Annotated in this window: 23 protein-coding genes; 8 read left to right on the forward strand and 15 right to left on the reverse strand. The window is 71.4% G+C overall.

What is annotated here, in order from left to right; translation table 11 throughout:
- Window positions 1-213: 213 nt before the first annotated feature.
- From ACIBI9_RS23440 to ACIBI9_RS23450, 3 genes are all read left to right on the forward strand, one after another.
- Window positions 214-648: a cation:dicarboxylate symporter family transporter gene (locus ACIBI9_RS23440; protein ID WP_397224281.1), complete on the forward strand. Its 435-nt coding sequence runs from the start codon at window positions 214-216 to the stop codon at window positions 646-648.
- A 142-nt stretch (window positions 649-790) separates the two neighbouring features.
- Complete coding sequence (locus ACIBI9_RS23445) at window positions 791-1,924, forward strand: hypothetical protein (RefSeq protein WP_397224282.1); 1,134 nt, start codon at window positions 791-793, stop codon at window positions 1,922-1,924.
- A 94-nt stretch (window positions 1,925-2,018) separates the two neighbouring features.
- On the forward strand, window positions 2,019-2,789 hold the full coding sequence (locus ACIBI9_RS23450; protein WP_397224283.1) for a hypothetical protein: 771 nt from the start codon (window positions 2,019-2,021) through the stop codon (window positions 2,787-2,789).
- Between the two features lie 346 nt (window positions 2,790-3,135).
- Here ACIBI9_RS23450 and ACIBI9_RS23455 read toward each other — a convergent pair whose 3' ends face one another.
- The 3 genes from ACIBI9_RS23455 to ACIBI9_RS23465 form a co-directional block, all read right to left on the reverse strand.
- Window positions 3,136-4,188 (reverse strand): serine hydrolase domain-containing protein, encoded by a 1,053-nt coding sequence (locus ACIBI9_RS23455; RefSeq protein ID WP_397224284.1) that lies wholly within the window; start codon window positions 4,186-4,188, stop codon window positions 3,136-3,138.
- A gap of 73 nt (window positions 4,189-4,261) precedes the next feature.
- Window positions 4,262-5,752 (reverse strand): sensor histidine kinase, encoded by a 1,491-nt coding sequence (locus tag ACIBI9_RS23460; protein ID WP_397224285.1) that lies wholly within the window; start codon window positions 5,750-5,752, stop codon window positions 4,262-4,264.
- The gene (locus ACIBI9_RS23465; protein WP_397224286.1) at window positions 5,749-6,426 is read right to left on the reverse strand and encodes a response regulator transcription factor; all 678 of its coding nucleotides are present in this window, start codon (window positions 6,424-6,426) and stop codon (window positions 5,749-5,751) included. The genes ACIBI9_RS23460 and ACIBI9_RS23465 overlap by 4 nt, the downstream gene beginning before the upstream one ends.
- Window positions 6,427-6,580: 154 nt before the next feature.
- On the opposite strand from ACIBI9_RS23465, the gene ACIBI9_RS23470 reads away from it, so the two are divergent.
- From ACIBI9_RS23470 to ACIBI9_RS23480, 3 genes are all read left to right on the forward strand, one after another.
- A complete protein-coding gene (locus ACIBI9_RS23470) occupies window positions 6,581-7,651 on the forward strand; it encodes a trypsin-like serine peptidase (protein WP_397224287.1) in 1,071 nt (356 codons plus the stop codon).
- A 106-nt stretch (window positions 7,652-7,757) separates the two neighbouring features.
- Window positions 7,758-8,981: a cytochrome P450 gene (locus ACIBI9_RS23475; protein WP_397224288.1), complete on the forward strand. Its 1,224-nt coding sequence runs from the start codon at window positions 7,758-7,760 to the stop codon at window positions 8,979-8,981.
- A 116-nt stretch (window positions 8,982-9,097) separates the two neighbouring features.
- Complete coding sequence (locus ACIBI9_RS23480) at window positions 9,098-9,787, forward strand: TetR/AcrR family transcriptional regulator (protein ID WP_397224290.1); 690 nt, start codon at window positions 9,098-9,100, stop codon at window positions 9,785-9,787.
- 6 nt (window positions 9,788-9,793) lie between these two features.
- Here the strand turns inward: ACIBI9_RS23480 and ACIBI9_RS23485 are convergent, their stop codons facing one another.
- Window positions 9,794-10,591 (reverse strand): lytic polysaccharide monooxygenase, encoded by a 798-nt coding sequence (locus tag ACIBI9_RS23485; RefSeq protein ID WP_397224291.1) that lies wholly within the window; start codon window positions 10,589-10,591, stop codon window positions 9,794-9,796.
- Between the two features lie 138 nt (window positions 10,592-10,729).
- Here ACIBI9_RS23485 and ACIBI9_RS23490 point away from each other — a divergent pair, with 138 nt between their 5' ends.
- Window positions 10,730-11,548: an SAM-dependent methyltransferase gene (locus ACIBI9_RS23490; protein WP_397224292.1), complete on the forward strand. Its 819-nt coding sequence runs from the start codon at window positions 10,730-10,732 to the stop codon at window positions 11,546-11,548.
- Window positions 11,549-11,551: 3 nt separating this feature from the next.
- Here the strand turns inward: ACIBI9_RS23490 and ACIBI9_RS23495 are convergent, their stop codons facing one another.
- From ACIBI9_RS23495 to ACIBI9_RS23515, 5 genes are all read right to left on the reverse strand, one after another.
- A complete protein-coding gene (locus ACIBI9_RS23495; protein ID WP_397224293.1) occupies window positions 11,552-12,457 on the reverse strand; it encodes a helix-turn-helix domain-containing protein in 906 nt (301 codons plus the stop codon).
- A 158-nt stretch (window positions 12,458-12,615) separates the two neighbouring features.
- On the reverse strand, window positions 12,616-14,238 hold the full coding sequence (locus ACIBI9_RS23500; protein WP_397224294.1) for a hypothetical protein: 1,623 nt from the start codon (window positions 14,236-14,238) through the stop codon (window positions 12,616-12,618).
- Window positions 14,239-14,252: 14 nt separating this feature from the next.
- A complete protein-coding gene (locus ACIBI9_RS23505) occupies window positions 14,253-15,332 on the reverse strand; it encodes an exo-alpha-sialidase (protein ID WP_397224295.1) in 1,080 nt (359 codons plus the stop codon).
- 19 nt (window positions 15,333-15,351) lie between these two features.
- Window positions 15,352-16,236 (reverse strand): dihydrodipicolinate synthase family protein, encoded by an 885-nt coding sequence (locus ACIBI9_RS23510; RefSeq protein ID WP_397224296.1) that lies wholly within the window; start codon window positions 16,234-16,236, stop codon window positions 15,352-15,354.
- 126 nt (window positions 16,237-16,362) lie between these two features.
- Window positions 16,363-17,040, reverse strand: a complete 678-nt coding sequence (locus ACIBI9_RS23515; RefSeq protein WP_397224297.1) for a GntR family transcriptional regulator — start codon at window positions 17,038-17,040, stop codon at window positions 16,363-16,365.
- A gap of 178 nt (window positions 17,041-17,218) precedes the next feature.
- Between ACIBI9_RS23515 and ACIBI9_RS23520 the strand changes: the two genes are divergently transcribed.
- Window positions 17,219-18,349: an MFS transporter gene (locus tag ACIBI9_RS23520; RefSeq protein WP_397224298.1), complete on the forward strand. Its 1,131-nt coding sequence runs from the start codon at window positions 17,219-17,221 to the stop codon at window positions 18,347-18,349.
- On the opposite strand, the gene ACIBI9_RS23525 is transcribed toward ACIBI9_RS23520, so the two are convergent.
- The 6 genes from ACIBI9_RS23525 to ACIBI9_RS23550 all read right to left on the reverse strand — a co-directional run bounded on the left by ACIBI9_RS23525 (window position 18,350) and on the right by ACIBI9_RS23550 (window position 23,925).
- Window positions 18,350-19,615: a cytochrome P450 gene (locus ACIBI9_RS23525; RefSeq protein ID WP_397224299.1), complete on the reverse strand. Its 1,266-nt coding sequence runs from the start codon at window positions 19,613-19,615 to the stop codon at window positions 18,350-18,352.
- Window positions 19,612-20,220: a GTP-binding protein gene (locus ACIBI9_RS23530; protein ID WP_397224300.1), complete on the reverse strand. Its 609-nt coding sequence runs from the start codon at window positions 20,218-20,220 to the stop codon at window positions 19,612-19,614. The genes ACIBI9_RS23525 and ACIBI9_RS23530 overlap by 4 nt, the downstream gene beginning before the upstream one ends.
- Window positions 20,201-20,557: a DUF742 domain-containing protein gene (locus ACIBI9_RS23535; protein WP_397224301.1), complete on the reverse strand. Its 357-nt coding sequence runs from the start codon at window positions 20,555-20,557 to the stop codon at window positions 20,201-20,203. Before ACIBI9_RS23535 ends, ACIBI9_RS23530 begins: the two co-directional genes overlap by 20 nt.
- Window positions 20,554-20,988, reverse strand: coding sequence for a roadblock/LC7 domain-containing protein (locus ACIBI9_RS23540; RefSeq protein ID WP_192788661.1), 435 nt, complete (start codon window positions 20,986-20,988; stop codon window positions 20,554-20,556). Before ACIBI9_RS23540 ends, ACIBI9_RS23535 begins: the two co-directional genes overlap by 4 nt.
- A gap of 96 nt (window positions 20,989-21,084) precedes the next feature.
- A complete protein-coding gene (locus ACIBI9_RS23545; protein ID WP_397224302.1) occupies window positions 21,085-22,716 on the reverse strand; it encodes a sensor histidine kinase in 1,632 nt (543 codons plus the stop codon).
- A 330-nt stretch (window positions 22,717-23,046) separates the two neighbouring features.
- Window positions 23,047-23,925, reverse strand: coding sequence for an NAD-dependent epimerase/dehydratase family protein (locus ACIBI9_RS23550; RefSeq protein WP_397224303.1), 879 nt, complete (start codon window positions 23,923-23,925; stop codon window positions 23,047-23,049).
- Between the last annotated feature and the right edge of the window lie 18 nt (window positions 23,926-23,943).

Genomic DNA, 23,943 nt, shown 5'->3' on the forward strand with positions numbered 1-23,943 from the left:
TTTTCGAAAAGTAGGCGGTGGCCCGCTTTGCCCGTCCGGAACGACCAGTTCTCCACGCCGCGCTTCAGACGACGTCCTTGACCTTCCGGTTTGCACGTCGCCGAGGGTTGCGGCGGGACACCGCTGACCGTCGTCCTGCCAGTCCATCCATGCAGAACCGACCGGCCTGAGCCGCGTGGACGCCGTTTCGCCTCAGGGGCGAATCGGCTGCTCTTGCCCCGCTACGCGGGATGGGGCGCGCTCACCAGCATGGGGCGCGTCGGCGTCAAGGCCCTGGTCTACTTCGAGATCGTCACCACCGTCGCCCTGATCATCGGCCTGGTCGTGATGAACGTCCTGCGGCCCGGCGACGGCGTGCACGCGGTGCCGGGCGACATCCAGATCACCGGCCTAGCCGAGCAGTACGTCACGAAGGGCGAGGGGCAGCACTGGTACGACTTCCTCGTCAACATCATCCCCGGCAGCGTCGTCGGCGCGTTCGTCGAGGGCAACGTGGTCCTCTGGGGCACCGACTTCCCACATCCCAACATCTCCGGCGAGATGCCGGACGACGGCGTGCTGGTCGACCTCCTCGGCCGCTTCGCCCCCGACCCGACGCTCCGCCACCGCATCCTGGTCGACAACCCGACGGCGGCCTTCGGCTTCTAGCGGAGGAGTTACGCCACATTTCCCGGCAAAAGCGCTGATCAGCGACCTGCAGTCGGAGCAAACCCCCTCCGGAGCACCGGTGAATACAGCATCCTGGGCATGCCATCACGCTCACCCCGCCCCCTTCAGCCCAGGAGGTCGCGTGACCCGGTACGCCATAGATCACAGCCGCAACGTGCTCATCGCCCTGTGGGGCACCGGCATGGGCGACATCGCCACCATCGTGACCGAGTTGCCCCGGGCCCACGACCGCTGGGACGCCCAGCGGCTGGCCGCCTCGCTGACCGACCTGTCGCGGGCCTGCTGGCGCTGCTACACCCATCCGGCCAGCACCGCGGAGCGGCAAGGGCCGAACAGCGTGGGCTGGTACCGGCAGTGCGAACGCGACGCCTTCGCCGCCATCGTCCCGGCGCTGACCAACCCGGGCCCTGCCATCGGCAGTCCGTTCGCCATGTCGACCACCAGGGTCGAGGACAGCGCCCATCGCATCGGCCGTTCCCTGCGCGCCTTCGACATCTCGCAGCTCACGGTCCGCATCATCACCGAGGTCACCGACGAGGTGGCCGCCGTCGAGCAGGCCGAGCTCGGCGACCTGTCCGACCGCGCCCAACAGGCCGTCGTCCTCAGCCGCGAGGACGCCTCCCCTCTCCAGGTCGCCCAGGCCGACGGCCTGTTGCAGCGGCACCCCTTCGGCCCCGAGGAGCTGTTCACCGAGGTCGATCCGGCCGCGGCCGCCATCGCCGCCGCGCACTGGCTCTACGCGGCGGCCTCCACCACCGCCCGCCGCGCCCGCCTGCACCCGGCGCAGGTCGTGGCCCGGGTCGACGGCATCAGGTCCCTCGTCCAGGAGAGCCTCACCGAGATCGTGACCTCGATAGGCACGGGCACGTCGCCGCGGCAGGCCGTCATGCCGATGATCCGCCACGCGCTGCGCGTCGCCGAGGGCAACCTCAGCGGCGTCACGGAGGCCAGATACCGCATCACCGCGGCCGAGGAGCTCGCCGAGCGGGCGCACTCCGACCTCCCCGAGCTCGGGCTCGACTTCGACACCGTCTGCCTGCCGATCAGCCCCCTCGACCCCCTCCGTCCGGCCCCCGACCTGCTCGAGAACCTGCTGGAGGCCATCCACGGCTGCTGGCTGCTGGACGTGCACCGCGTGCACCCGCTGGGCACCCTCGTCGACGAGAGCGCCGAGCCGCTGCGGCGGGGCCCGGTCGAGGCGTACCTGGCGGAGGTCAGGCAGGAGGCGGCCGTCCGCCGCGAGGACCTGCTGTAGCGGGCCGACAGTTTCAGGCCTTTCGAAATGAGCCGGCCCCATGGCGGCCGTTGGTTAGTGTCGCTCTCCTTGATCACCTCACTGGGGGAGCAACATGCGAAAGATATCGGCATACGTCGGGGCGTTGGCGCTGGCGAGCGCGGTGGTCGTGGGCTCGGTCGCGCCCTCCGCGTCGGCGGCGACGGCTCACAGCGCCACGGCTGGCGTCGGGCGTACGACGTGGTTGAACCCGGGCCAGCTGCTCAAGGCGGGTGACTCCGTACGGTCGTCCGGCGGCGACTACGTCCTGCAGCAGCAGGCCGACGGCAACCTGGTCCTGTATCGGGGCAGCACGGCGCTGTGGAGCAGCCAGACCGGCGACAGCCCCGGCGCGTTCACCGCCATGCAGGAGGACGGCAACCTGGTCGTCTACCGGGGCAAGACCCCGCTGTGGGCCTCGAACACCGACGCCCCCGGCGCCCGCCTGGCCGTCCAGGACGACGGGAACCTGGTCATCTACGCCGGCAAGACCCCGCTGTGGACCCGCCACGCCACGATCAGCGTGCTCAAGCCCGGCTACGGGCTCAAGCCCAACCAGTACGTACGCTCGCGCAACGGCGACTACCAGTTCGCCATGCAGGAGGACGGCAACCTCGTGCTCTACAAGGCCGGCAAGGCCCTGTGGGACTCGAAGACGGGCGGGAACCCGGGCGCGCGGCTCGAGATGCAGAAGGACGGCAACCTGGTCGTCTACAAGGGCACGACGCCGCTGTGGGACTCCAAGACCGGCAAGAACCCGGGCGCGCGGCTGGAGATGCAGGACGACGGCAACGTCGTCATCTACGACGGCAAGCGCCCGCTCTGGTCCACCGAGACGGGCCGCTAGTTTCCTGGACGACCTCCTCGGCGATGGCGGCCAGGTCGCCGAGGAGGTCTGTCAACCCAGTGAGCTCGTGCCGGCGCGACGGCTCGAGACGTGGGTGCGGCCATCGCTTGGTCCTCCAAGCGTCTATGACCTGGACCGCCGAAGGGCGATGGCCGCAGGTAACAGTGTGACGCCTCTGCGTGAACAGCGCAGCTCATCACCCCAAATGGGTGGATGCCCGCCGGCCCCGTCGGCAGGTCTCTGACATTCGAGGGGAGATGGGCGGGGACGAGCGCGCCCTCGACCAGTGACCGCTGGCAGCGGGGCCTGGCCACCTCGGCCGGTGACCGCGGCCGGCGGGGGGGCGTCAGCGGGTCCTGGCCACCTCGGCCGCCACGGCGCGGAACGCGGTCAGGGCCTCCTCCTGGTCGGGCCGGCCCCCGGCGATGGCCGACTTGACAACGACCACGCTGTGCCGGGGCGAGACGTAGATGTACTGGCCCCCGAACCCGGCCGCCATGAAGTCGCCGCTCCCCCCGAGCCACCAGTGCAGGCCGTACCGCGGGTTGACCGGGGACGGCGTGGTGGAGGCCCGGACCCAGGAGGCGGGGACGACCTGGCGCCCGCCGGCCTTGCCGCCACGCAGGTAGAGCAGGCCGAAGCGGGCGAAGTCGCGGTCGGTGGCGTGGTAGCAGCAGTAGCCGAGGCTGTCGCCGTGCGAGTCGTTGCCCACGGTCGCCGTGGACTCCATGCCGGCGGGCCGCCAGATCTTCCGCTCCACGTACTCGTGGTACGGCACGCCGGTGGCCTTGGTGACGAGCCGGGCCAGCACGAACGAGTTCATGCTGGTGTACTCGAACCTGGTCCCCCAGTCCCAGCCCTTCTTCTGGCGGGCGGCCAGCTTCCTGATCGGGTAACCCTTGTTCGCGGCGGCCTGCAGACGGGGTGCGTCCGTGGCCTCGTCCCAGTCGATGCCGGACGACATGCGCAGCAGCGCGCTGATGGGCACCCCGGCGTAGCCCGAGCGCACCAGCTCCGGCAGGTACCGGTCCACCGGGTCGTCGATCGAGCGGATGCGCCCTTCGCCGAGCGCGATGCCGATGGCGGCGGAGGTGAACGACTTGGCCATCGACCAGGACTGGAAGCGGGTGTTCCGGTTCGCGCCGGTGTAGCGCTCGGTGACGACGTCCTGGCCGTCCAGGACGAGGAAGCCGTTGGTCTTCGTACGGGTGAGGAAGTCGTCCAAGGTGTGCTCCTGCCCCTGATAGGTGTAGGTCACGGAAAGCTCTCTGGGCGTGGTCCGCAGCTTGACCGGGTGCGCCGACGGCCTCAGCACGTCGGCGGTCTCGGCCGTGGCCGTTCCCACCGCCGGCACGGCCAGCACGAGCGCCAGGGCGACCGCGTAACGGGTGATGCGCATGTCATCTCCTCCGAAGGGTTTCTCCGGGGCGGATGGTGACGCGCTTTCTTGGCATCTCTCTGGCAACGGGCGGCTATTCCAGCCAGGACGTCACGGAGAGCGGTGGCCGCCGGTCGGTCGTGGGCAGACGTACCTCGGCGCGCGTTCCCGGACCGTCGGGGCAGGCGCCCAGCGTGGCGGTGCCACCGTGGAGCGTCGCCTGCTGGCGGACCAGCGTGAGCCCGAGGCCCGAGCCCGGACTGCCGGGGCGGCGGCGGAAGCGGGCGAACATCGCGTCCCGGTCACCGGGCCGGACTCCTGGGCCTGCGTCCTGGACGGCGAAGACGATGTCCTTCCCGGCGTCCAGGGTCACGGTGATCGCGGCGTGGCCGGAGGCGTCCGCGCCGTGGACGGCGGCGTTGTCGAGGAGGTTGTCGGCGACCAGGCGCAGCCCCTCCGCCCAGCCGCAGACCCGCACGCCGTCCGCCACCCGGGCGGTGATCGTGGCGTGCGGGTGGCGGCGCCGCGCGTCCTCGACCGCGTCGCTGACGATCCCGGTCAGGTCGGTCTCGGCGAAGGAATCGGCGTCGAGCAGTTCCCCGCGCGCGAGCCGGCGCAGCATCGTGACGAGCCGCTGGAGGCGTCCGTGCTCGGCCAGCAGGTCGGCGACGATCTCGGCGTGCTCCTCGGGGTCGAGCCGGGGGTGGTCGAGGAGGGTGAGGTTGGTGCCCATGCTGGTGAGCGGGGTGCGCAGCTCGTGCGCGGCGGTGGCCGCGAAGGCGCGGGCGGTCTCCAGGGCCTCGCCGGTACGGGTCACGGCCGCGTCGCGCCGGTCGAGGAGGGCGTTGAGGAGGCGGGCCAGCTCGTCGATCTCGGCGACCCCGGCCGTGGTCGCGAGGCGCGTCTCCGTACGGGACGGCGTGGCCAGGCGCGTCTCCGTACGGGACGGCGTGGCCAGGCGCGTCTCCGTACGGGACGGCGTGGCCAGGCGCGTCTCCGTACGGGAGGGCGTGTCGATCGTCCGGGCCTGCCTGCCCAGCCGCGCCAGCGGCCGCACCGCGAACCCGCCGAGCGCCAGCCCCGCGAGCACGCCGACGCCGGCGGCGGCCAGCGTGACGGACAGCAGCCGGTCGGCCAGCAGCCCGATCTGGCCGGTCAGGCGCTCGTCCGGCTCGAACAGGATCAACCGGGCATCCCTCTGCAGCCCCAGCTCCGTGGCCACGAACCGCCAGCGCCGCTCCCCCTCGGCGTGGTCGCCGGGACCGGCGCCGGACGGCATCGTGCCCGGCACGTCGCCGATAACCAGCAGGTTCCGGCCGCCCTCCACGACGCACGCCCCGCCCGTGCCTGCGGCCGCGGCCAGCCGCCGCTGGAGGAGGTCGGGCGGCCAGGCGGGCGTCGTACGGGTCCGCCAGGCGAACGTCGCCGCCATCGGGCTCAGCGCCTTCAGCCGCGAGGTGAGCTGGTCGTCGCGCTGGGCGCGCAGATCCCGCGAGACCAGCCCCAGCACGACCAGCCCGGCCAGCGCCACCAGCAGCGGGAGGGCGACGGCGAGGCAGAGCGCGAAGCGGGTGGACAGCTTCATGGCTCTCGCAGCGCGAACCCCACGCCGCGCACCGTGTGCAGCATGCGCGGCTCGCCGCCGGCCTCGAGCTTGCGCCGCAGGTAGCCGACGAACGTGTCCACCGCGTTGTCGCTCACCTCGAAGTCGTAGCCCCAGACGCGTTCCAGCAGCACGTGCCGCGTCAGCACGATGCCGGCGTTGCGTGCCAGCACCTCCAGCAGGTCGAACTCGCGCCGCGTCACCTCCACCCCGCGGCCGTGCAACGTGACCCGGCGCGCGTCCGGCTCGACGACCAGCGGCCCCACGCGTACCGCCGTCCCGGGGGCGCGTCCGGCGCGGCGCAGCAGGGCACGCAGCCGCAGCACCAGCTCGCCCAGGTCGAACGGCTTGACGACGTAGTCGTCGGCGCCCGCCGCCAGGCCCGCCCGGCGGTCGGCCACCTCGTCCATGGCCGACAACATCAGCACGGGGACCTGCGAGCCGGACTCCCGTAATCGGCTGCACACCTCGATGCCCGACATTTCCGGCATGGACACGTCGAGAACGATCGCGTCCGGCCGTTCGGCCGCCCGTTCCAGCGCCTGCCGACCGGACTCCGCGGTGTCCACGGCGAAGCCCTCCAGCCGCAGGCCGCGCCGCAGCGAGCGCAGGATGGCCCGGTCGTCGTCCACGGCCAGGATCCGGTACGCGGTCATCGCCGCAGTCTATTTCGCCCGGATCCGACGATCTCCCGGTATCGACAGCAGTTCGTCCGGCAATAGCGCCATATCAATATGTGCATGCCTTGAGGAAGATAGTTAGCTCCATACGTACCTCCATGCGGCAGATTCCGCGTTTCGGGAGGTACGTATGCATCGCAGAGTCGTCCTGCTCTCCGCCGTCGCGCTCGCCCTGGCGGGCGCGCTGGTACCGGCGGGCGCCGCCCAGGCGAGCGCACCGAGCGGCCTCGGCCCCAGGCCCGTCGGCTGGTCCGGCGCGGACTCCTGGTCGGAACGCAGGAGCGTCCTGCAGTACTGGACACCACAGCGCATGCTGGCGGCGCAGCCGCTGGGGGACCCGCCGCCACGCCGCAGCCAGTCGAGCGGACCGACCGAGGGCAGCCCGTGGGCCAGCCGGAACGGCTCGGTCCAGCGTTCTTCCTGGTCGACCGGCGGCGCCACCACCCAGGGCGCGGCCTGGTCGGTCCCCGGCACCCAGGCCGTCAACGCGCGACTGCAGGCCGCAGTGCCCAACAGCCCCGGCCTCCGGTGGACCGACGGCGGCGCCATCGTCCGCACCACCGGGCGCGTCTTCTTCACCACCGCCGAGGGCGGCAACGCCTCCTGCTCGGGCTCGGCAGTGACCAGCGCCAATGAGAGCGTCGTGATGACCGCCGGGCACTGTGTGAAGATGAACGGGGCCGCGCACCGCAACTGGGTGTTCGTGCCCGGCTTCGACAACGGGCGGCGCCCGTTCGGCACCTGGGTCGCCACCAGCCTGCTCACCACGCAGCAGTGGAACGCCAACGAGGACATCAACTTCGACGTCGCCGCCGCCGTGGTCGCGCCGCTGCAGGGGCGGACGCTGACCGACGTGGTCGGCGGGCAGGGGATCGCGTTCAACCAGCCCAGAGGGCGGCAGATGTTCTCCTTCGGCTATCCGGCGGCCGAGCCCTTCGACGGCTCCCGGTTGATCTACTGCAGCGGACGCACGTTCAACGACACCGTCCAGACCAGGGACCAGGGCCTGCGCTGCAACATGACCGGCGGGTCGAGCGGCGGACCGTGGTTCCAGGGGTTCAACGAGTCCACCGGGCTCGGCTGGCTGAACTCGGTCAACAGCTTCAAGTACGACTTCGCCCCCCAGTTCATGTTCGGCCCCTTCTTCGGTAACGAGGCCATGGCCGTCTACCAGTCCGCCCAGCGCGCCAACACGCTCTGAGGCCGTTCGGTGCGGGCATCAGCGGGTCACCGTGTTTCAAGGCGATTGCCTTAATAAGGCGGCCGACTTATATTCGGAAGGGTCAGGCTTCCGAGCTGGAGGACACATGACCGCTGACGCGATCCCCGATTTCCCGTTCGACCGCCCCACCGCCCTGGAGCCGCCGCCACAGCTGGCGGAGCTGCGGGACAAGTGCCCGGTGTCGCACGTACGGCTGCCGAGCGGGGACGTGGCCACCCTGGTGACCAGGTACGACGATGCCCGAGCCGTCATGGCGGACCCGCGCTTCAGCCGCAACCTCGCCAGGGAGGGCGCCGCCCGGCTGTCCACCACCAAGGACGGCGGCCTGTTCAACCGGCGCAACGAAGGCACCATGGACATCAGGGAGGGGCAGGGCCACATGCGGTGGCGACGCCTGCTCAGCCGCTGGTTCACGGCGCGGAAGATGGAGGTGTGGCGGCCCAGGGTCCAGGCGATGACCGACGACCTGCTGGACGCGATGCTGGCCAAGGGCTCCCCCGGCAACCTGTCGGCGGGGCTGGGCCTGCCGCTCCCGGTGCGGGTCATCTGCGCGCTGGTCGGCGCGCCGAGCGAGGACCAGGACAAGTTCGCGCACTGGTCCAGGACCATGCTCACGCTGACGCGCAACACGCAGGAGGAGGTCGACCAGGCGTACCAGGAGTTCACCTCGTACGTGTCCGACCTGGTCGACCACAACCGGGAGCACCCGGGCGACGACCTGCTCAGCGAGCTGACCCAGATCACCGACGCCGAGGACGGCCGGCTCAGCCAGGACGAGCTCATCTCCACCGTGCGCGGCCTGCTGCTGGCCGGCCACGAGACGACCTCGAACATGATCGCGATCATGGTGGCGATGCTGCTCGCCGACCGGGAGCGCTACGAGGCCGTGATCGACGATCCCGACCTGATCCCGGGCACCGTCGAGGAGGTGCTGCGCCTGGACAGCACGCTGTCGGTCATCGGCGGGGTGCCGCGGTTCATCACCGAGGACGTCGAGCTCGGCGACGTCACGGTGCCCGCGGGCAGCACGCTGATCCCCAACATCCCCGCCGCCAACCGCGACCCGGCCAAGTTCGCGGACCCCGAGCGGTTCGACGCGCGGCGGCAGAACAGCAACCAGCACCTCACCTTCGGCGCGGGGCCGCACTACTGCCTCGGCCAGCCGCTGGCCCGGCTAGAGCTCCAGGTCGTGCTGAGCACCCTGACGCGCAGGTTGCCCGGCCTGCGGTTGCGGGACAACCCGGACGACCTGCGCCTTCGTACCGGAGGGCTGTCGGGAGGGCTCCAGGACGTATGGGTCACCTGGTGACCTCCTGAGCACGACGCCGGCGGACCGCACGGCGGGCCGCCGGCGTCATCCGTGCTCGTGGCGAGGGCGATAATCGATCGGGGGACGGCACAGCAAGACGAGCTCAAGGATCGATCATGAAAGTCAGCACGGCGGTCGCCACGCCGTCACCCCGCTCGCTGCGCGCCCGGGACAAGCTCATGCACACCGCTGAGCGGCTCTACGCGGAGCACGGGTTCGCGAACGTCTCGATCAGGATGATCCGCGAGGCGGCCGGCCAGCGCAACAAGTCCGCCGTCCAATACCACTTCAGCACCCGCGACGAGCTGATCCAGGCGATCCTCGCGCGCCACGCGGCCGAGATCGACCGGCACCGGGCCCCGATGGTGGCCGAGCTGGAGTCCTCGGGCGAGGTGTCGCGCCATGATTGGATCGCCTGCGTCATCGCCCCGAGCATCGAGCACCACATCGAGCTGGGCACCCCGTCCTGGTACGGGCGTTTCCTCGCCCAGGCCGTGGTGGAGCCCACCTTGCGCGACTTCACGACCCAGGCGAACGTGAGCACGCCCTCGTTCCAGCGCCTGGAGCAGCTGCGGCCGCCGCGCGGGCAGGAGCGCGACCCCGAGCTGGTCGAGCGGTACGCGTCCATGACCCGGCTGCTCATCGTGCACATGTGCGCCGAACTCGAGGGCGACCTGGCCACCGGACGGGTCGATCCGGCCACCGCCGAACGGTCGTGGCGCGAGCTGGGCGACACCCTGGTCACCGCCGTCTGCGGCCTCAGCTCCGCCCTCCTCGACCAGGAGACCGACCCCACACCGGGGTAGGGGCGGTCAGCGGTGGCGGCGTGGGCGGGCCAGGAGGATGACCATCGCACCGGCGCCGATCGCGAACAGCGCCGCGGCGGTGACCAGCCAGGGCATGCCGGTGTACCCGGTGAGCCGGTACGCGGCCGCCGGTCTGGGCTGGGCGCCCGCGCCGGCGGCGGCAGCGGGACCGGGGGCGGTGTTGCGGAACACGACGTCCGAGCAGGAGTAATAGGTGTCCGGCGTGTCGGAGTTCTGCCAGATCGTGTAGATCAGGTGCCGACCGGTCCGGCCCGAGGGCAGGCGGCCCTTGATCGCGTAAGAGCCGTCCGTCAGCTTCGGGTCGGTGGCCTGGAGGAAGGGCTTGCGCTCCAGATCGGACCACTTCAGCGGCTTGGCCGGGTTGTAGCCCTTCTTCGTGACGTACAGCCGGAACGTGCCCTGGTGCGGGATCGTGCCGCGGTAGCGGAAGGTGAAGCGCGCCCCCGGCTTGAGCGTGGTCGCGGGCCAGTCGGCGCGCGCCAGGTCGAGCCCCTTGAACGCCGGGATGCCGCCGCTGCACAGCTTGCCGTCCGGGATCGTCTCGCGGTCCCTGCCGGCGACGTACGCCACCCGCAGGTTGTCCCATTCCGCGGTCGCGGTCTTGCCCCCGGCCGCCACGGCGGCGCGGCAGGCGGCCGGCCGGGTCTTCAGCGGGCTGTCGGCGCCGCAGGCCGCCGCCCGGCTGAGCGGGCTCTCCAGAGCTCCGTGCGCGCCCGCCGGGGCGGTGATCAGGCCCAGCGACAGCAGCGCTCCGACGCCTACGCTCGTGATCCGGTGCCGCACGTGGCCGACCTCCTCGCTTAGTCCTGCAACGAGGTACGGCCACCCGGCTCCACAGGTTCATTCCGCCAATGACATACGTGATGAAGACCTGGTAGAAAAGGCAAAAACCGCAGATGCGACATATGAGGTGAAGCTCTCGTGACAGATCATTCACCCCTGGATCCCGCACTCCTCTCCAGGATCGACACCAGCAAGCCGCATCAGGCCAGGGTCTGGAACTTTTGGCTGGGCGGAAAGGACAACTATCCGGCCGACCGGCAGCTGGCCGAGAAACTGCGGGACATCTATCCCGGCATGGAGGACATTGCCCGCCATTCCCGGGTCTTCTTGGGACGCGCCGTTCGATATCTCGCCGGAACGGTAGGTATCAGGCAGTTTTTGGATATCGGTACGGGCCTGCCGACCGTTGATCACACCCACGAGGTGGCGCAACGGGTGGACCCCACCAGCCGAGTGGTCTACGTGGATAACGACCCTCTTGTCCTGGTGCACGCCCAAGCCCTGCTCACCAGCGACCCCCGCGGCGCCTGCGACTACATCGAGGCCGACGTCCGCGACCCCGACACCATTCTGGAGTTCGCCTCCCGGACGCTGGACTTGAGCCGCCCGACCGCGCTCATGCTCCTCGGCGTGATGGGCACGGTCTTCGACGACGACGAGGCGTACCGGCTGGTCGGGCACCTGCTCGGCGCGCTGCCCCCGGGCAGCTACCTGGTGTTCGAGGACGGCACGAACATCGTCAAACCCGACGCCGCCGCGGAGGCCGAGCGGCTGCGCGACAAGGGCGAGGTCTACGAGTACCGGCTGCGGACCCCCGAGGAGATCGCGCGGTTCTTCGACGGGCTGGAGCTGGTGGAGCCGGGCATCGTGTCCGTCTCCCGCTGGCAGGTGGAGTCCGACGTGTTCGGGCTGCCCCCGGAGGTCGACGCGTTCTGTGGGGTCGCGCGCAAGCCGTGACGGTCAGAGCGCGTCGATGATCTCGCGCAGGAGCGCCGGGGTGGCGGTCGCGGGCGAGGCGTGCACGCCGAGCTCGTCCATCAGCCTCTGGTACGGCAGGACGTCCGTGTCCTTGGTGAGGTATTGGGCGTTGGTCAGCTGTTCGAGGTAGACGACGTCGTGCAGCTCGGACTGCGGGAAGCGCAGGATGGTGACGGGGCCGACGCCGCCCATGGCCCAGCCGGAGCCGAACGGGACCACCTGCACGGTGATGTGCGGCCGGGCGGCCATCCGGCCGAGGTGTTCGAGCTGGCCGCGCATGATCTCGCGGCTGCCGACCTGGTGCCGGAGCACCGCCTCGTCCAGCACCACCCAGAGCTTGCGCGGCGCGGGCGGCTCGAGAACGCGCTGGCGCCGCATCCGCACCTCGACCCGGCGCTCGATCTGCTCCTCGGAGTCGCCCTTGTGGCCCATGGTGAAGATCGCGCGGGCGTAGTCCGCGGTCTGCAACAGGCCTGGCACGAACTGCACCTCGTGGGCGCGGATCAACGAGGCGTCCTGTTCCAGCCCCAGGTACGCCTCGAACCAGTCGGGGATCACGTCGCGGTAGTCGTGCCACCAGCTGGGCTCGTTGGCCTGCTTGGCCAGGGCGAGCAGGGCCTCGCGCTCGGCCTCGTCGGCGACGCCGTACATGATGAGCAGGTCGGAGACGTCACGCAGCTTGAAACTCGTGCGCCCGCCCTCCATGCGGCTGATCTTGGAGTGTGAGCTGCGGATGGCGTAGCCGGCGTCCTCCCGGGAGATCCCCGCGGACTCGCGCAGCCGTCGCAATTGCGCACCCAGCAGAATACGCAGCGCGGTCGGCCCGGACTGGACGGCATCACCGCCGAGCGTTTCCGCCAGGTCACCCATACCGTGAGCAGTCGACATCCATATCCTCAATCGGCAACTCGCCACAGTCCGGTCCCGCCGTCAATATTGCCACGGGAGTCGCGACAGAGCGGATATTTCCTTGTGGCGCCGGAGGCGTGGTGCGGCGGCCCCGCTCTTCCGCATACCGAACGGAGCCGCCCTTGACCGGGTGCGCCCTAGATGGCGACGTCCCCGCACACGTGCACCTCCACACCGAGGCGCTGGAAGAACGCCACCTTCGCCACCAGCGCCTTGTCGGCCGTGGCGGCGTCGGGAGCGTAGGCGACCTGGACGTGGTTGGCCTTGTGGCGGGCCATGAACTGGTCGCGGTCGACCCCGTGGTGCACGACGTGCGCGATCGGCCACTCGGGGTTGGTGGCCGCCCACCGCCGCTCGGTCTCCTCCTCCGGCAGCTCCACGACGGAGGCGCGGCCGAGATCGAGCTGGAGCCGGGCGTCGGCGATGTAGAGGCGGGACCAGACGATCTCGCCCGGCTTGCTCACGCCCTTGATCGTGCCGCCGCCGGCGGGGAAGTACATCGGGTTCTGCCGCCAGCTCACCGCGCCCGCGTACCCGCCGGTCAGGTGGGACGGCGGCACGGAGCCGGAGATCTCGTAGACCCAGACGAAGTCGTCGCCGTACTGCTCGCCCCAGCGCACGTCGTGCAGCGTGGTCGCGGGGTCGAGGCCCATGGCGGTCCACACCCGGTTGGTCACCAGCGCGTCCACGGCCACGCCCTCGTCCGCCTCGTTGAAGTGCGGCAGCGGGGCGCCGTCGTAGAGCACGCGGGCGCCGTCGCGGCTGGTCACCGGCGGGCGTACGACGTTGTTGAGCAGGCCCTCCGCCAGGTCGGAGGCGGGGGTCAGGTCCTTCAGGCCCTGCTGGTACTGGATCCCGACGGCGTCGAGACCGAAGTCGTCGGCGATCCGCAGCGCGGCGACGTACATCTTGAACTGCTCGTGCAACTGCCGGTCGGTGAGCTCCGTGCCCTCGTCGGCGCCGGTGGCGAAGCGCATCCCGGCGGCGTCGAGCCACTCGCGCACGGCCGTCGCCTCGGCGTCCGGCACCTTGAGCATCTCGGCGTACAGCGCGCTCTGCGACAGCCGCTCCTTGTAGATCCCGAGGGGGTTGAGCAGCTCGTCGTCGATGATCGCGTTGTACATGCCCATGCAGCCCTCGTCGAACACGCCGATGATGGCCTTGTCACGCAGCAGCTCCTCGGCCAGCGCGAGGCCGAGCTCCGCCTCCGGGCCGGACGGCAGCGGGGGCAGCGGGCGGACGTGCGAGGAGTCGTGCTCGATGTGGCCGGTCCGCACCCAGCTCGCGAGGCCGTCCAGGAAGTAGCGGTCGGTGAAGTCGACCGACCAGATCGTCGAGTACGCGCGGCCCATCTTGGTCAGCCCGGCGTTGAGCCCGAGCAGGCCGACCAGGCCCGGCCAGGTGCCGTCGAAGTTGGCGACGGTGAGGATCGGGCCCTGGTGGGTGCGGAGCCCGGCCAGCACGTGGTGGCTGTACTGCCACACGGCCTCGGCGACGATCAGCGGCGCGTTGGCGGGGATGGCCTTGAAGACCTCCAGGCCCATCCGCTGGCTGTCGATGAAGCCGTGCCCCTTGGCGGGATCCACCTCGTGCGCGCGGACCACCGTCCAGCCGAGGTCGGCGAACGCCGCCGAGACGGCCTTCTCCAGGCTCTCCTGGGCGGGCCAGCCGGCGACGTTGGCCGACAGGCGCAGGTCTCCGCTGGCGATCAGGTACGCGGTGCGCGGCGCGACGGGCTGCTCGGCGCGCGGAACGGGCATACGGTACGGGCTGGTCATGGCGTCTTCGGCTCCAGATCTGCGAGGGGCAGCCGGGCGAGGACGATCCCCCTGCGCTGCCAGGTGTAGGTGACGAGGAGGTCGTCGGGGGTGACGACGGCGAAGGGATAGCTGTACTCGGCGACTCCGCTGGTCACGACGCCGTCGTCACCGGGCGCGAGCCCCCGGGCGGCGGCGCCGGACGGCAGCAGCCGGGGCACGGCCGGGTCGACGGAGAGCACGCCGTCGTCCAGGGTCGGCCCGGCGTGCCAGGTCAGCCCGTCGTCGTCCGACAGCGAGACGACGAGCGGGCAACGGCTGCCCCACGACTCGGCGGCCGGGTTGTGCACGCAGGCCACCCGCCCGGACGGCAGCGCGACCACCGTGAGGCCGCTGTTGTTGTTCGGCAGGCTCGTGGGCTCGGCGGGCGTCCAGGTGCGCCCGCCGTCGAGGGAAACCGAGCGGTACGCCCGCCCCTCGGTGCTGCGCATCAACGCGACCGGGCCGCTCGCCCCCCACCACAGCGCGGGCTGGATGTGCCCGGCGCCGGTGAGCGCGTCGTGGTCCACGGGGATCGGGGCAGGCGTCCAGCTCAGCCCGCCGTCGTCGGAGACGTCCACGAACGGGTCCCACCGGGGCGGCTCTCCCCACCGCTCCGTCGAGCCGGGTGCCAGCCAGGGGCCGCCCCCGGGAGCGAGCAGCGGCGGGTTCCTGACAGGGCCGCGGCCGCCGGACCGGTCTCCCCGGACGAGCTCGCGTACCGGCTCCCACGTGAGGCCGCCGTCGTGCGAACGGGTGACCAGCGTGATCCACTCGGAGATGCGCGCGCCGGCCTTGCAGAACAGCCACAGGGCGCCGTCGGGGCCGGTCGCCAGCACCGGGTTCCAGTGGGCGACGTCCCGGCCCGTCTCCAGGGTGTGCACCTCGCCGCTCCGGGCGACGCGGATGCGGTTGTCGGGCGTGCCCTCCCTGGTGCCCGCGAACCATGCCACGACGGGGGTGCCGTCCACCACCGCGAGCGTGGACGCGTGGCACTGCGTCCAGCGGGGGTCGTCGACGGTCACGAACTCCCGGCGGATCCGCTCGGCCTCTTTCATCTGGTCACCCGCGCCGCGATCATCGTGCCTGAGCGGTCTCGACCAGCCGCGCGATGCGCTGCCGCTGGTCCGGGCCGATCTCCGGGGCCGGCATGCGAAGGGCGCCCGTACCGCGGCCCAGCCGGCTCAGCGCCAGCTTGATCCCCTCCACGGTGCCGCCGAGCGCGGCCAGCACCTCGTCCACCTGAGCCTGGCTGGAACGTTCCCCATCGGCGTCCCCGGCGGCCACGGCGTCGGCGAGCCGCGCGAACGGGTCCGGGAACGCCGACGAGAGACCCGAGACGACCCCGTTGCCGCCGCCGCGGACGACCTCGGCGAGCCTGGTGTCCGAGCCCGACCACAACCCGGCCGACGCGGGCAGCGCCGCGCGGTACTCGGCGAACCGGTCGGCGGCCAGACCGCTCAGCTTGGCGCCGGCCAGCCCGGTCTCGGCGGCCATCGCGGCGAAGTCCGCGGGCTCGACGACCACGCCGGAGCGCTCGCTGAACAGGTAGCCGTAGACGGCGGCCGGACCGGCCGCCCGCGTCACCGCGGCGAAGTGCCGCAGCACGGCGCCGTTGTCGACGGGCAGGTAGTACGGGGTCAGCGCGGCCAGCCTGCGTGCCCCCATCGCGACGGCGTCGCGGGTCAGCGCCACCGCCGCCCGGGTGGCCGCGGCGCCGACGTGGACCACGACCCGGTCGGGGCCGAACACGGCCAGCGCGGCCTCGGTCACCGCCCGGCGCTCGGCCCGGTCCAGCGCCGGGAACTCGCCGGTGGTGCCGCACACGAAGACACCGTCGACGCGACTCGCGAGATCCGTGAAGTGCGCCTTGGTGGTGGCGTGGTCGAGCTCGCCCGCCTCGTCGAAGAAGGTCGGGACGGCGGAGAGGATCTCGGCGCGGCGCCGGGTGTTTTCTGGCATGGCAAGGCCTCGGTTCGTCAGTGGTTTTCCGTTGATGAGGCGCGGCGGGCCTCGGCTGGTGGAGGGTGGCAGGCGAAAGACGGCCCCGGACCGGGGCGGTCCGGTGCGGGCGGTGGGACGAGAAGGCTAGAGGGCGGTCTGGGCGCGCTCCCGCTCGATCAGCGTCGCGCGGATCCGGCTGCAGGAGCCGTCGAGGTGCGAGGCGAGTGCGGTGAGCGCGGCGTCGACGTCGCCCGAGCGGACGATGTCCCGCAGATCGGCGTGGTCCTGCGCGACGGGGACCAGGTCACGGGCGGTGTTGGTGATCTCCAGCACCGCCGCGAACAGCGGCCGGTGCAGCGCCCACGTGGCGGTGAGCCACCGGTTGTCGCCGATCACGTAGAAGCCGCTGTGGAAGTCGAGGTCCGCGGCGGCGAACTTGGCGGCGTCGCGGTCGTCCGCGGCGGCCTGCATCTGCTCGACGGCCTCGTCGATCGGGGCCCAGTCGGCGGCGTCGAGGCGGGCGATGGTCTCCTTGATGGCCAGGCTCTCCAGAGCGCCGCGCAGCGAGTAAAGCTCCTGGAGATCCTTGTCGGACAACCCGCGGACGAAGACGCCCCGCTTGCGCGTCTCGACCAGCCCTTCGATCTCCAGCTGGCGAAGCGCGTCGCGGACCGGCCCGCGACTCACCCCGAACTGCTCCGCGATCCGGCCTTCGACCAGGTGCGTCCCCACGATCAGCTCGCCACGCACGATGAGCGAGCGGAGCTGGATGAGCAGCTGGTCTCCGAGCGGTGGATTGCGCAGCGGATTGGTGATCGTCACCAGCTCTCCTCTCGTCTTCCCGCCCGAAGGTTCTTCGCCGAACGGAGACTATCCCGCACAGCTCCATACGGTCAACGTTAACCGATGACCGTTGACGGTTAACCGTCTTCCAAGTAATAGTGTGCGACAACTGAACCACTGCGGAAACATCGAAGCCGCCAGCAGAAAGGGAGGCGCCATGGTCGCGACCCTTCCGAAACCCGATCTTCGCTACACATGGAAGGTCACGGCATCCAGCTTCCTCGGCAACACGCTGGAGTACTACGACTTCCTCGTCTACGGGACAGCGGCCGCCGTCGTCTTCCCCAAAGTCTTCTTCCCCGACGCCAGCGGCTTCGTGGCCACGCTGTCCGCCTTCGGCACGTTCGCCGTCGGCATGATCATCGTGTTGGAGTCAGCGCCACCCAACCGCCGCGGCTTCTTCAGTGCCTGGCCCAACACCGGCGGTTTCTCCGCGCAGATCCTCATCACCGGGGTCTTCGCCTACATCTACACGCTCCCCGACGATCAGCTGCTGAGCTGGGGATGGCGGATCCCGTTCCTGCTGTCGGCCGTCGTCCTCATCGTGACGTTCTGGATGCGGCGCAGCCTGCACGAGACCCCCGTCTTCACCGAGGCCGTGGCCGGTGACAAGGAGGGCGAGGCGGGCGCGGTGGAGGCCGAGCGTCCCAAGCACGGCCCGATCCGTACGATCTTCGTGGACGACTGGCGCAACCTGCTGCTGATCATCGGCCTGCGCTTCGCCGAGGCGCTGCCGTACTTCCTGCTCACGGTGTTCGCGCTGTCCTACGGCAGCAGCGCGCTCGGCCTGGAGAAGACCCAGCTGAACAACGCGATCCTCATCGCCGCCGTGCTCTCCTTCATCAGCCACGGCGTCTTCTCCGCCATCTCCGACAGGATCGGGCGGCGTCCGGTCTACTTCTTCGGCGCGGTCGTGGTGTTCGTGATGGCCTTCCCGTTCTTCGCGATGCTGCACAGCGGGTCGATGGTGCTGATCGTGCTCGGCTACGTGCTGGTCCTGAACCTCGGGCACAACGCCATCAACGCCATCCAGCCCGCGTTCTTCGCCGAGCTCTTCCCCGCCGAGCGCCGCTACACCGGCGCCGCGGCCGGCCGCGAGATCGCCTCCATCTTCGCGGGCGGCCTGACCCCGTTCATCGCCACCGCCCTGGCCGGCGCGGACGGCACCCGCTGGCCGCTGGTCGCCGGGTACGTCATGCTCGGCGCCCTGATCACCATGTTCGCGGTGTGGAAGGCGCCGGAGTCCTTCCGCCGCGACCTCAGCGCCACGGGCAAGACCGTCCGCTGATCAGATCCTCCAGTCCTCGACCGGCCCCTGACCGACGGGGCCGGTCGGGCTGAACCCGACGGGCAGGGCCTCGAGGCCGCGCATCCACACCGACGCCCGCCAGCGCAGCCCCTCCGGCGCCCCGAGGAGATGGACGTCGGGCAGCCGGTCCAGCAGCACCTCGATGGCCGTCTTGACGATGATCTCCCCCAGCTCCGGCGCGGGGAACGGGCAGCCGTATTCGCCGTGGCTGAACGACATGTGCGCCCGGTTGGCTCCCGAATGGGCGTGCGCGGCCGGCTGCACCTGCGGATCGGCGTTGGCCGCCGCGAACCCGAGCAGCAGCAGGTCGCCCCTGCGCACGCGCTTCCCGCCCAGGTCACAGTCCCGTACGGCGAAGCGCGAGGGCATGTTCTGCACGGGCGGGTCCTTCCACAGCACCCTGATCAACGCCTCGCCGACGCTGCTGCGGCCGCCCTGGAGCGTCATCGAGAAGTCGTCGTCGATCAGCATGAGCCGCAGCGTGTTACCGATCCAGTTGGCGGTGGCCGTGTGGGAGGCCGCTACCAGCACCAGCAGGTCCTGGATGATCTCCAGTTCGGCCAGCCCGGCCGGGTGCGCCAGCAGGTAAGAAGTGAGGTCGTGCCCCGGCCGGTCGCGCTTGGCCGCCATCAGCCCGCCCATGCGGTCCTGGACGCGGAGGAACCCGGCGAAGGACTCCTCGCCCCCGTCCAGCATGAAGCCCAGGTCCTCGACCAGCTCCGGCAGCTCGGACTCCGCCAGGCCATAGAGCCGGGCGATGACCTGGGCCGGGATCCGGTAGGCGTACTGGGCGATCAGGTCGGCCCGGCCGTTCCCGGCGAACTCGTCGATCAGGAGGTCGGCGACCTGCTCGCAGATCGCGGTCAGCTCGGTGCGGTCGATGGTGTCCAGCGCGTCGCCGATGGCGCCGCCGCGCCGCTTGCGCTCGGCGCCCTCGGTGAACATCAGGGACGGCGTCCACTCCAGGTACGCCCGCGACGGCCAGTCGTCGTGGATCCGGTCCTTCAGGTTCCAGCGCCTGGGATCGCGGCCGAAGAGCTGCGGCTGGCTGGTCACGTGGTGCAGCTCGCGGTAGCCGGCCACGAGCCAGGCCGGTACGTCGTCGTCGAGCAGGATCGGCACGATCGGGCCGTGCTTGCGGCGCATCTCCTCGTACACCGCGGCCGGGTCGGCGAAGACCTCGGGCCCGTACATCCGCACGGCGTCGGCGTGGCCGTGGTAGCCCTCCAGGAGTGGGTTGGTCACGACTTGCTCTCCGGGGCCGAAAGGGCGTTCATACGGGTGATGTGCTCCACGAGCGTGATGAGCACGTGCTTGGAGGAGGACCGTTTCCGGGCGTCGCACTCGATGAGCGGCACGTCGGGCGACAGCGCGAGCGCGTCGCGCACGGCGTCCAGCGAGGGCCCGTCGGCGAAGCGGTTGACGGCCACGACGAACGGCATCCGGTGGTGCTCCAGCCGGTCGATGGAGTACCACGAGTCCTCCACGCGCCTGGTGTCCACCAGGACGACCGCGCCCAGGCTGCCCGCGAAGAGCTGATCCCACACGAACCAGAAGCGCTCCTGCCCGGGCGCCCCGAACAGGTAGAGGACCTTGTCCGGCGTCACCGTGATCCGGCCGAAGTCGAAGGCCACCGTGGTGGTGGTCTTCTCCCGCACCCGGCTGGCGTCGTCGATGCCCACGCTGGCCTGGGTCATGACCTCCTCGGTGCTCAGCGGGCGGATCTCGCTCACCGAGCCGACCATGGTCGTCTTGCCCACGCCGAAGCCGCCGACGACCACGATCTTCAGTGCGTCCAGGGCGGTCTCGTGGAGCGGTGTACGTACGTCGTCAGAGGTCGTGGAGGGCACTGAGCACCTGCCTCAGAGTTTCGGGATCCGGCCGCCCGGACTGGAGAGCGGCCGACGGATGGCGGACGGTGATGCGGCCGGTGTCCAGCAGGTCGCGCAGCAGGATCTTCACCACGCTCACCGGCAGCCGCAGCTCGGCGGAGATCTCCACCACCGCCGTCGGCTGCCGGGTCAGCTGGAGGATCCTGACGTGCTCCGACTGCATGCCGGGGGCCGGCTCGCACTCGCTGACGATCAGGGAGACCGAGTCGAACGCGTTCTCGTGGGCGCGGGTGCGGCCGCCGGTGACCGTGTAGAGCCGGTCCGGGTTCTCCCGGTCGATCGGGCGCGGCGTCATGGGCGATCGCCGCTTGGCTGCGCTCGCCGCGGCGCCGCGGAGAGGAAGACCCCGATCTGCTCGACCATCTCGTTCATGTTGTGCGCGATCAGGCCCACGTCGCCGTCCTCGTCGGCCACCACGGCGAGGTGGGCGCCCTCGCCGGCCGGCACGATGAGCAGCAGCCCGCCGGCGAACTCCACCATCGCCTGCCCCGCGCCGATGCCGTCGCCGAACTCGGCGGAGGCGCTCAGCGACAGGCTCTGGATGCCCGCGGCCAGGGCCGCGAGCTGGTCCGCGCGGTCCCGCTCCAGGCCGGCGGTGACGCACATCTTGAGACCGTCCCTGGTCAGGACGAGGACGTACCTGACCCCGGGGGTCTTCTCCTTGAGGTTCTCAAGCAGCCAGTCGAGCTCGCGATCGGTGGTGCCTGCAGCGTCGATAGTGCTCATCGAAACGACGGGGCGGGCGTCCGGCGCGGGCGCCGGAGGGGCCGCCCCTGCCTCCTTACTGTGATCCGATAAGTTCCGGTGACCGGCGGCGCGTGCTCACGCATCGTCCGCGGCTGGAGAAATGGCCGGAGGAGACGTCCGATTTCGGCCGCCCGCCTGGCGGAACGCGGCGAACCTGGCCGCCGAGTCACGCCCCTCGCGCGCCGCCGGCCGGGCCGCCGGCGCCTGCCGCGCCTTCATCGCCTCGGCCAGCGTCTGCCCGCGTTGCCGCCTGGGCAGCAGCTCCTCACCGGTCGGATGCTCCTGCGCGGGCTCGGACTCCGTCGGCGGCGCGGCCTGCGCGGGCACGGCCGGCGGCTCGGCGGCCGCCGTCCTGGGCTGCGTGATCAGTACGCGCGGGATCAGCACCACGACCCCGGTGCCGCCGCGGGCCGACGGCCGGAAGCTCACCGTGAGGCCGTACTTGTCGACCAGGCGCCCCACGACCGCGAGGCCCAGCCTGGTGCCGGAGAGCGTGCGCAGGTCGAGCGGCTCGGACACGAGCTTGGTCGCGTGGTGCCGCTCGCGCGGCCGCATGCCGAGGCCGCTGTCGTCGATCGTGATCACCACGCCGGCGTCCTCCTCGTCCGCGTACACGTGCACCTCCGTGCCGTGCGCCGAGAACGTGGCGGCGTTGTCCATCAGCTCGGCCAGCGCGTGCATCACGCCCTCGGCGGCGTATCCCGCCACGGCGACGGTGCTGGTGGAGTGGAGCCGGATGCGGCGGTAGGCGCCGATGCGGCCCATGGCGCCGCGCAGGATGCTCTCCATGACGATCGGCCGCGTCCACCGCCGCCCGGACCGGCCGCCGCTCAGCAGGGCGATGTTGTCGGCCAGGCGGCTCAGCTGGGAGACCCGGTGGTCGAGGTCGAGCAGGTCGCTGAGGATCTCCTCGTGCTCGCCGTACTGCTCCTCCAGGCCGCGCAGCTGGGCGAGCAGGCTGGTCGCCTGGGCCTGCACCCGGGCCGCGGCGCCGGCGCAGGCGGCCATCACCGCGGCGCCCCCGCGCTCGCTCTCGCCGAGCTGCTCCGCCGTCTCGCCGAGCAGGTCACGCAGCGGGCCGTACGCGGGCTGGCCCACTTCGGCCAGCGCCGCGCGGACCGACATCCGGTCCGTCCGGATCCGCCGTACGAGCTCCGGCAGCTTCTCGGCGGACAGCCGCGAGATCTCGTCCTCGATCGCCTGGCGGGCCGCGCGGGCGTTGGTCTCCGCCACCGCGCGTGCCTTCTGGGCGGCGGCGCGGTCGCGCTGGAGCAGGTCCAGCTCGTTGCCGATCGCCTGGACGAGCGGCTGCACCGAGGTCTCCACCATCCGCGACACGCTGGCGAGCGCGTCGGCGAGTGGCACGCCCTCGCGTACCTGGCGTCCGAGCGCGGGCAGCGCCTCCTCGGCCACCCGCGCGTTCTCGCGGCGCAGCCACAGGTAGCGCGCCTCCGCCCACCTGGCCTGCTCGCGCAGCTGGCGGGCGGTGGCGGCGTGGTGCACGGCCGCGCCGACGGCGCCGGCCAGCAGCAGGACCGAGCCTCCGCCCACGGCCGCCATCAGCCCCATGGCTCCGGCGGGGGCGGCCAGGAGCGCCCACAGCCACAGGCCGGCCGTGACGATCAACGTGCCCAGGGAGGCCGTGACCGCCAGCTCCTTCGGGGACAGCCTTCGCTGTGTCGTCCGTTGAGGTACGTCTGCTTGCATGTTCTGGAAGTCCTCAGAGCGGGGGGTGGTGTGCCCTTTTCACGCATGCGATCGGGAACGGCACACACCGTAGCACCAGGGGTATCTTCAAGAACAGACAAGCACTCCTTAACCAATCGCTTCAGCAGCAACCGGGACAAGGCGGCGCGGTGCCCCGCCCGGTCGTAGGGGTTGTGGTTGACGGTGACCCGGTTCCGCCGGGCGCTCCCCTCCGGCCCGGCCGAGCTGCCCGACCCGGAGCTGTTCACGCTGCTCGCGGCCGGGCTCAAGGACGAGGCGGTCGCGCGCGAGCCCGGGGGCGAGTCCGGCCACATCCGGACAACGAGGCAGCTAGCTTCCGAACCCGGTGCGCCAGGTGGCGTGCCGCGGCCTCCAGCCGAGCGAGCGGGCGAGGCCGTTGTCGGCGCCGCGCTGCCAGCCGGCCCGCCCGCCGGTGGGAGCGGGGGCGGGAGCCCCGACGGCGGCGGCCAGCGCGGGCAGCCACTGGCGGGCGGGGGCAGGCTCGTCGTCCACGATGTTGACGGTCCGGCTCGGCCAGATCATCGCGGCGACGGTGGCCTCGGCCGCGTCCTCGACGTGCACGAACGAGCTGACCGCGTCATCGGCGGCCAGGCCGCTGAGGAAGACCGAGGCCGGGTCGTCGGTGGGGCCGCCGTTGCGCAGCACGTCCGCCACGAGGCCGCCGGGCCGGTACCACGTGCCGGGCCCGTAGAAGAGGCCGTAGCGCAGCACGACGTGCTCGTCCAGCTCCGCGACGGCCTCTTCGAGCGCCTGGACGCCGCCGACCACGCCTGAGCGCGGCGCGGGCGCGGTCACGTCCAGCGGCGTGTCCTCAGTGGCCGGGGCGTCGCCCGCCTCGTACGCCCAGGCGATGGACTGGGCCACGATGCGCCGCACGCCGGCCCGCTTGGCGGCGTCGACCAGGTTGCGGGTGCCGACCCTGCGGATGCGGCCGTTGTCCGCGGAGGTGCCGCCGTTCAGCGCGGTCAGCTGGTGGACGATCGCGTCGGGCGCGGCCTCGGCCACCGCGCGGGCGGCCGCCTCGGCGTCGAAGACGTCCAGCCGTATGGCGGCGGCGCCCTGGGCACGCAGCCGGTCGAGGCCGGAGTCGGTACGGGAGGTGCCCGTGACGCGGTGACCGGCCTCGATCAGCCGGGGGACGAGGTAACGGCCGATGGCGCCCGTGGCACCGGCGACGAAGACGTGCATGCGGAGGTTTCCTTGCGA

The organism is Nonomuraea sp. NPDC050451 (genome assembly GCF_044458585.1).

Bases quoted from the DNA above. Each gene is read 5' to 3' on its own strand.
- ACIBI9_RS23535 (WP_397224301.1), bottom strand. From the start codon at position 20,557: ATGACGCCGCGCCCGATCGACCGGGAGAACCCGGACCGGCTCTACACG.
- ACIBI9_RS23510 (WP_397224296.1), bottom strand. From the start codon at position 16,236: ATGCCAGAAAACACCCGGCGCCGCGCCGAGATCCTCTCCGCCGTCCCG.
- ACIBI9_RS23545 (WP_397224302.1), bottom strand. From the start codon at position 22,716: ATGCAAGCAGACGTACCTCAACGGACGACACAGCGAAGGCTGTCCCCG.
- ACIBI9_RS23460 (WP_397224285.1), bottom strand. From the start codon at position 5,752: ATGAAGCTGTCCACCCGCTTCGCGCTCTGCCTCGCCGTCGCCCTCCCG.
- ACIBI9_RS23505 (WP_397224295.1), bottom strand. From the start codon at position 15,332: ATGAAAGAGGCCGAGCGGATCCGCCGGGAGTTCGTGACCGTCGACGAC.
- ACIBI9_RS23480 (WP_397224290.1), top strand. From the start codon at position 9,098: ATGAAAGTCAGCACGGCGGTCGCCACGCCGTCACCCCGCTCGCTGCGC.
- ACIBI9_RS23465 (WP_397224286.1), bottom strand. From the start codon at position 6,426: ATGACCGCGTACCGGATCCTGGCCGTGGACGACGACCGGGCCATCCTG.
- ACIBI9_RS23500 (WP_397224294.1), bottom strand. From the start codon at position 14,238: ATGCCCGTTCCGCGCGCCGAGCAGCCCGTCGCGCCGCGCACCGCGTAC.
- ACIBI9_RS23455 (WP_397224284.1), bottom strand. From the start codon at position 4,188: ATGCGCATCACCCGTTACGCGGTCGCCCTGGCGCTCGTGCTGGCCGTG.
- ACIBI9_RS23520 (WP_397224298.1), top strand. From the start codon at position 17,219: ATGGTCGCGACCCTTCCGAAACCCGATCTTCGCTACACATGGAAGGTC.
- ACIBI9_RS23470 (WP_397224287.1), top strand. From the start codon at position 6,581: ATGCATCGCAGAGTCGTCCTGCTCTCCGCCGTCGCGCTCGCCCTGGCG.
- ACIBI9_RS23475 (WP_397224288.1), top strand. From the start codon at position 7,758: ATGACCGCTGACGCGATCCCCGATTTCCCGTTCGACCGCCCCACCGCC.
- ACIBI9_RS23450 (WP_397224283.1), top strand. From the start codon at position 2,019: ATGCGAAAGATATCGGCATACGTCGGGGCGTTGGCGCTGGCGAGCGCG.
- ACIBI9_RS23495 (WP_397224293.1), bottom strand. From the start codon at position 12,457: ATGTCGACTGCTCACGGTATGGGTGACCTGGCGGAAACGCTCGGCGGT.
- ACIBI9_RS23540 (WP_192788661.1), bottom strand. From the start codon at position 20,988: ATGAGCACTATCGACGCTGCAGGCACCACCGATCGCGAGCTCGACTGG.
- ACIBI9_RS23550 (WP_397224303.1), bottom strand. From the start codon at position 23,925: ATGCACGTCTTCGTCGCCGGTGCCACGGGCGCCATCGGCCGTTACCTC.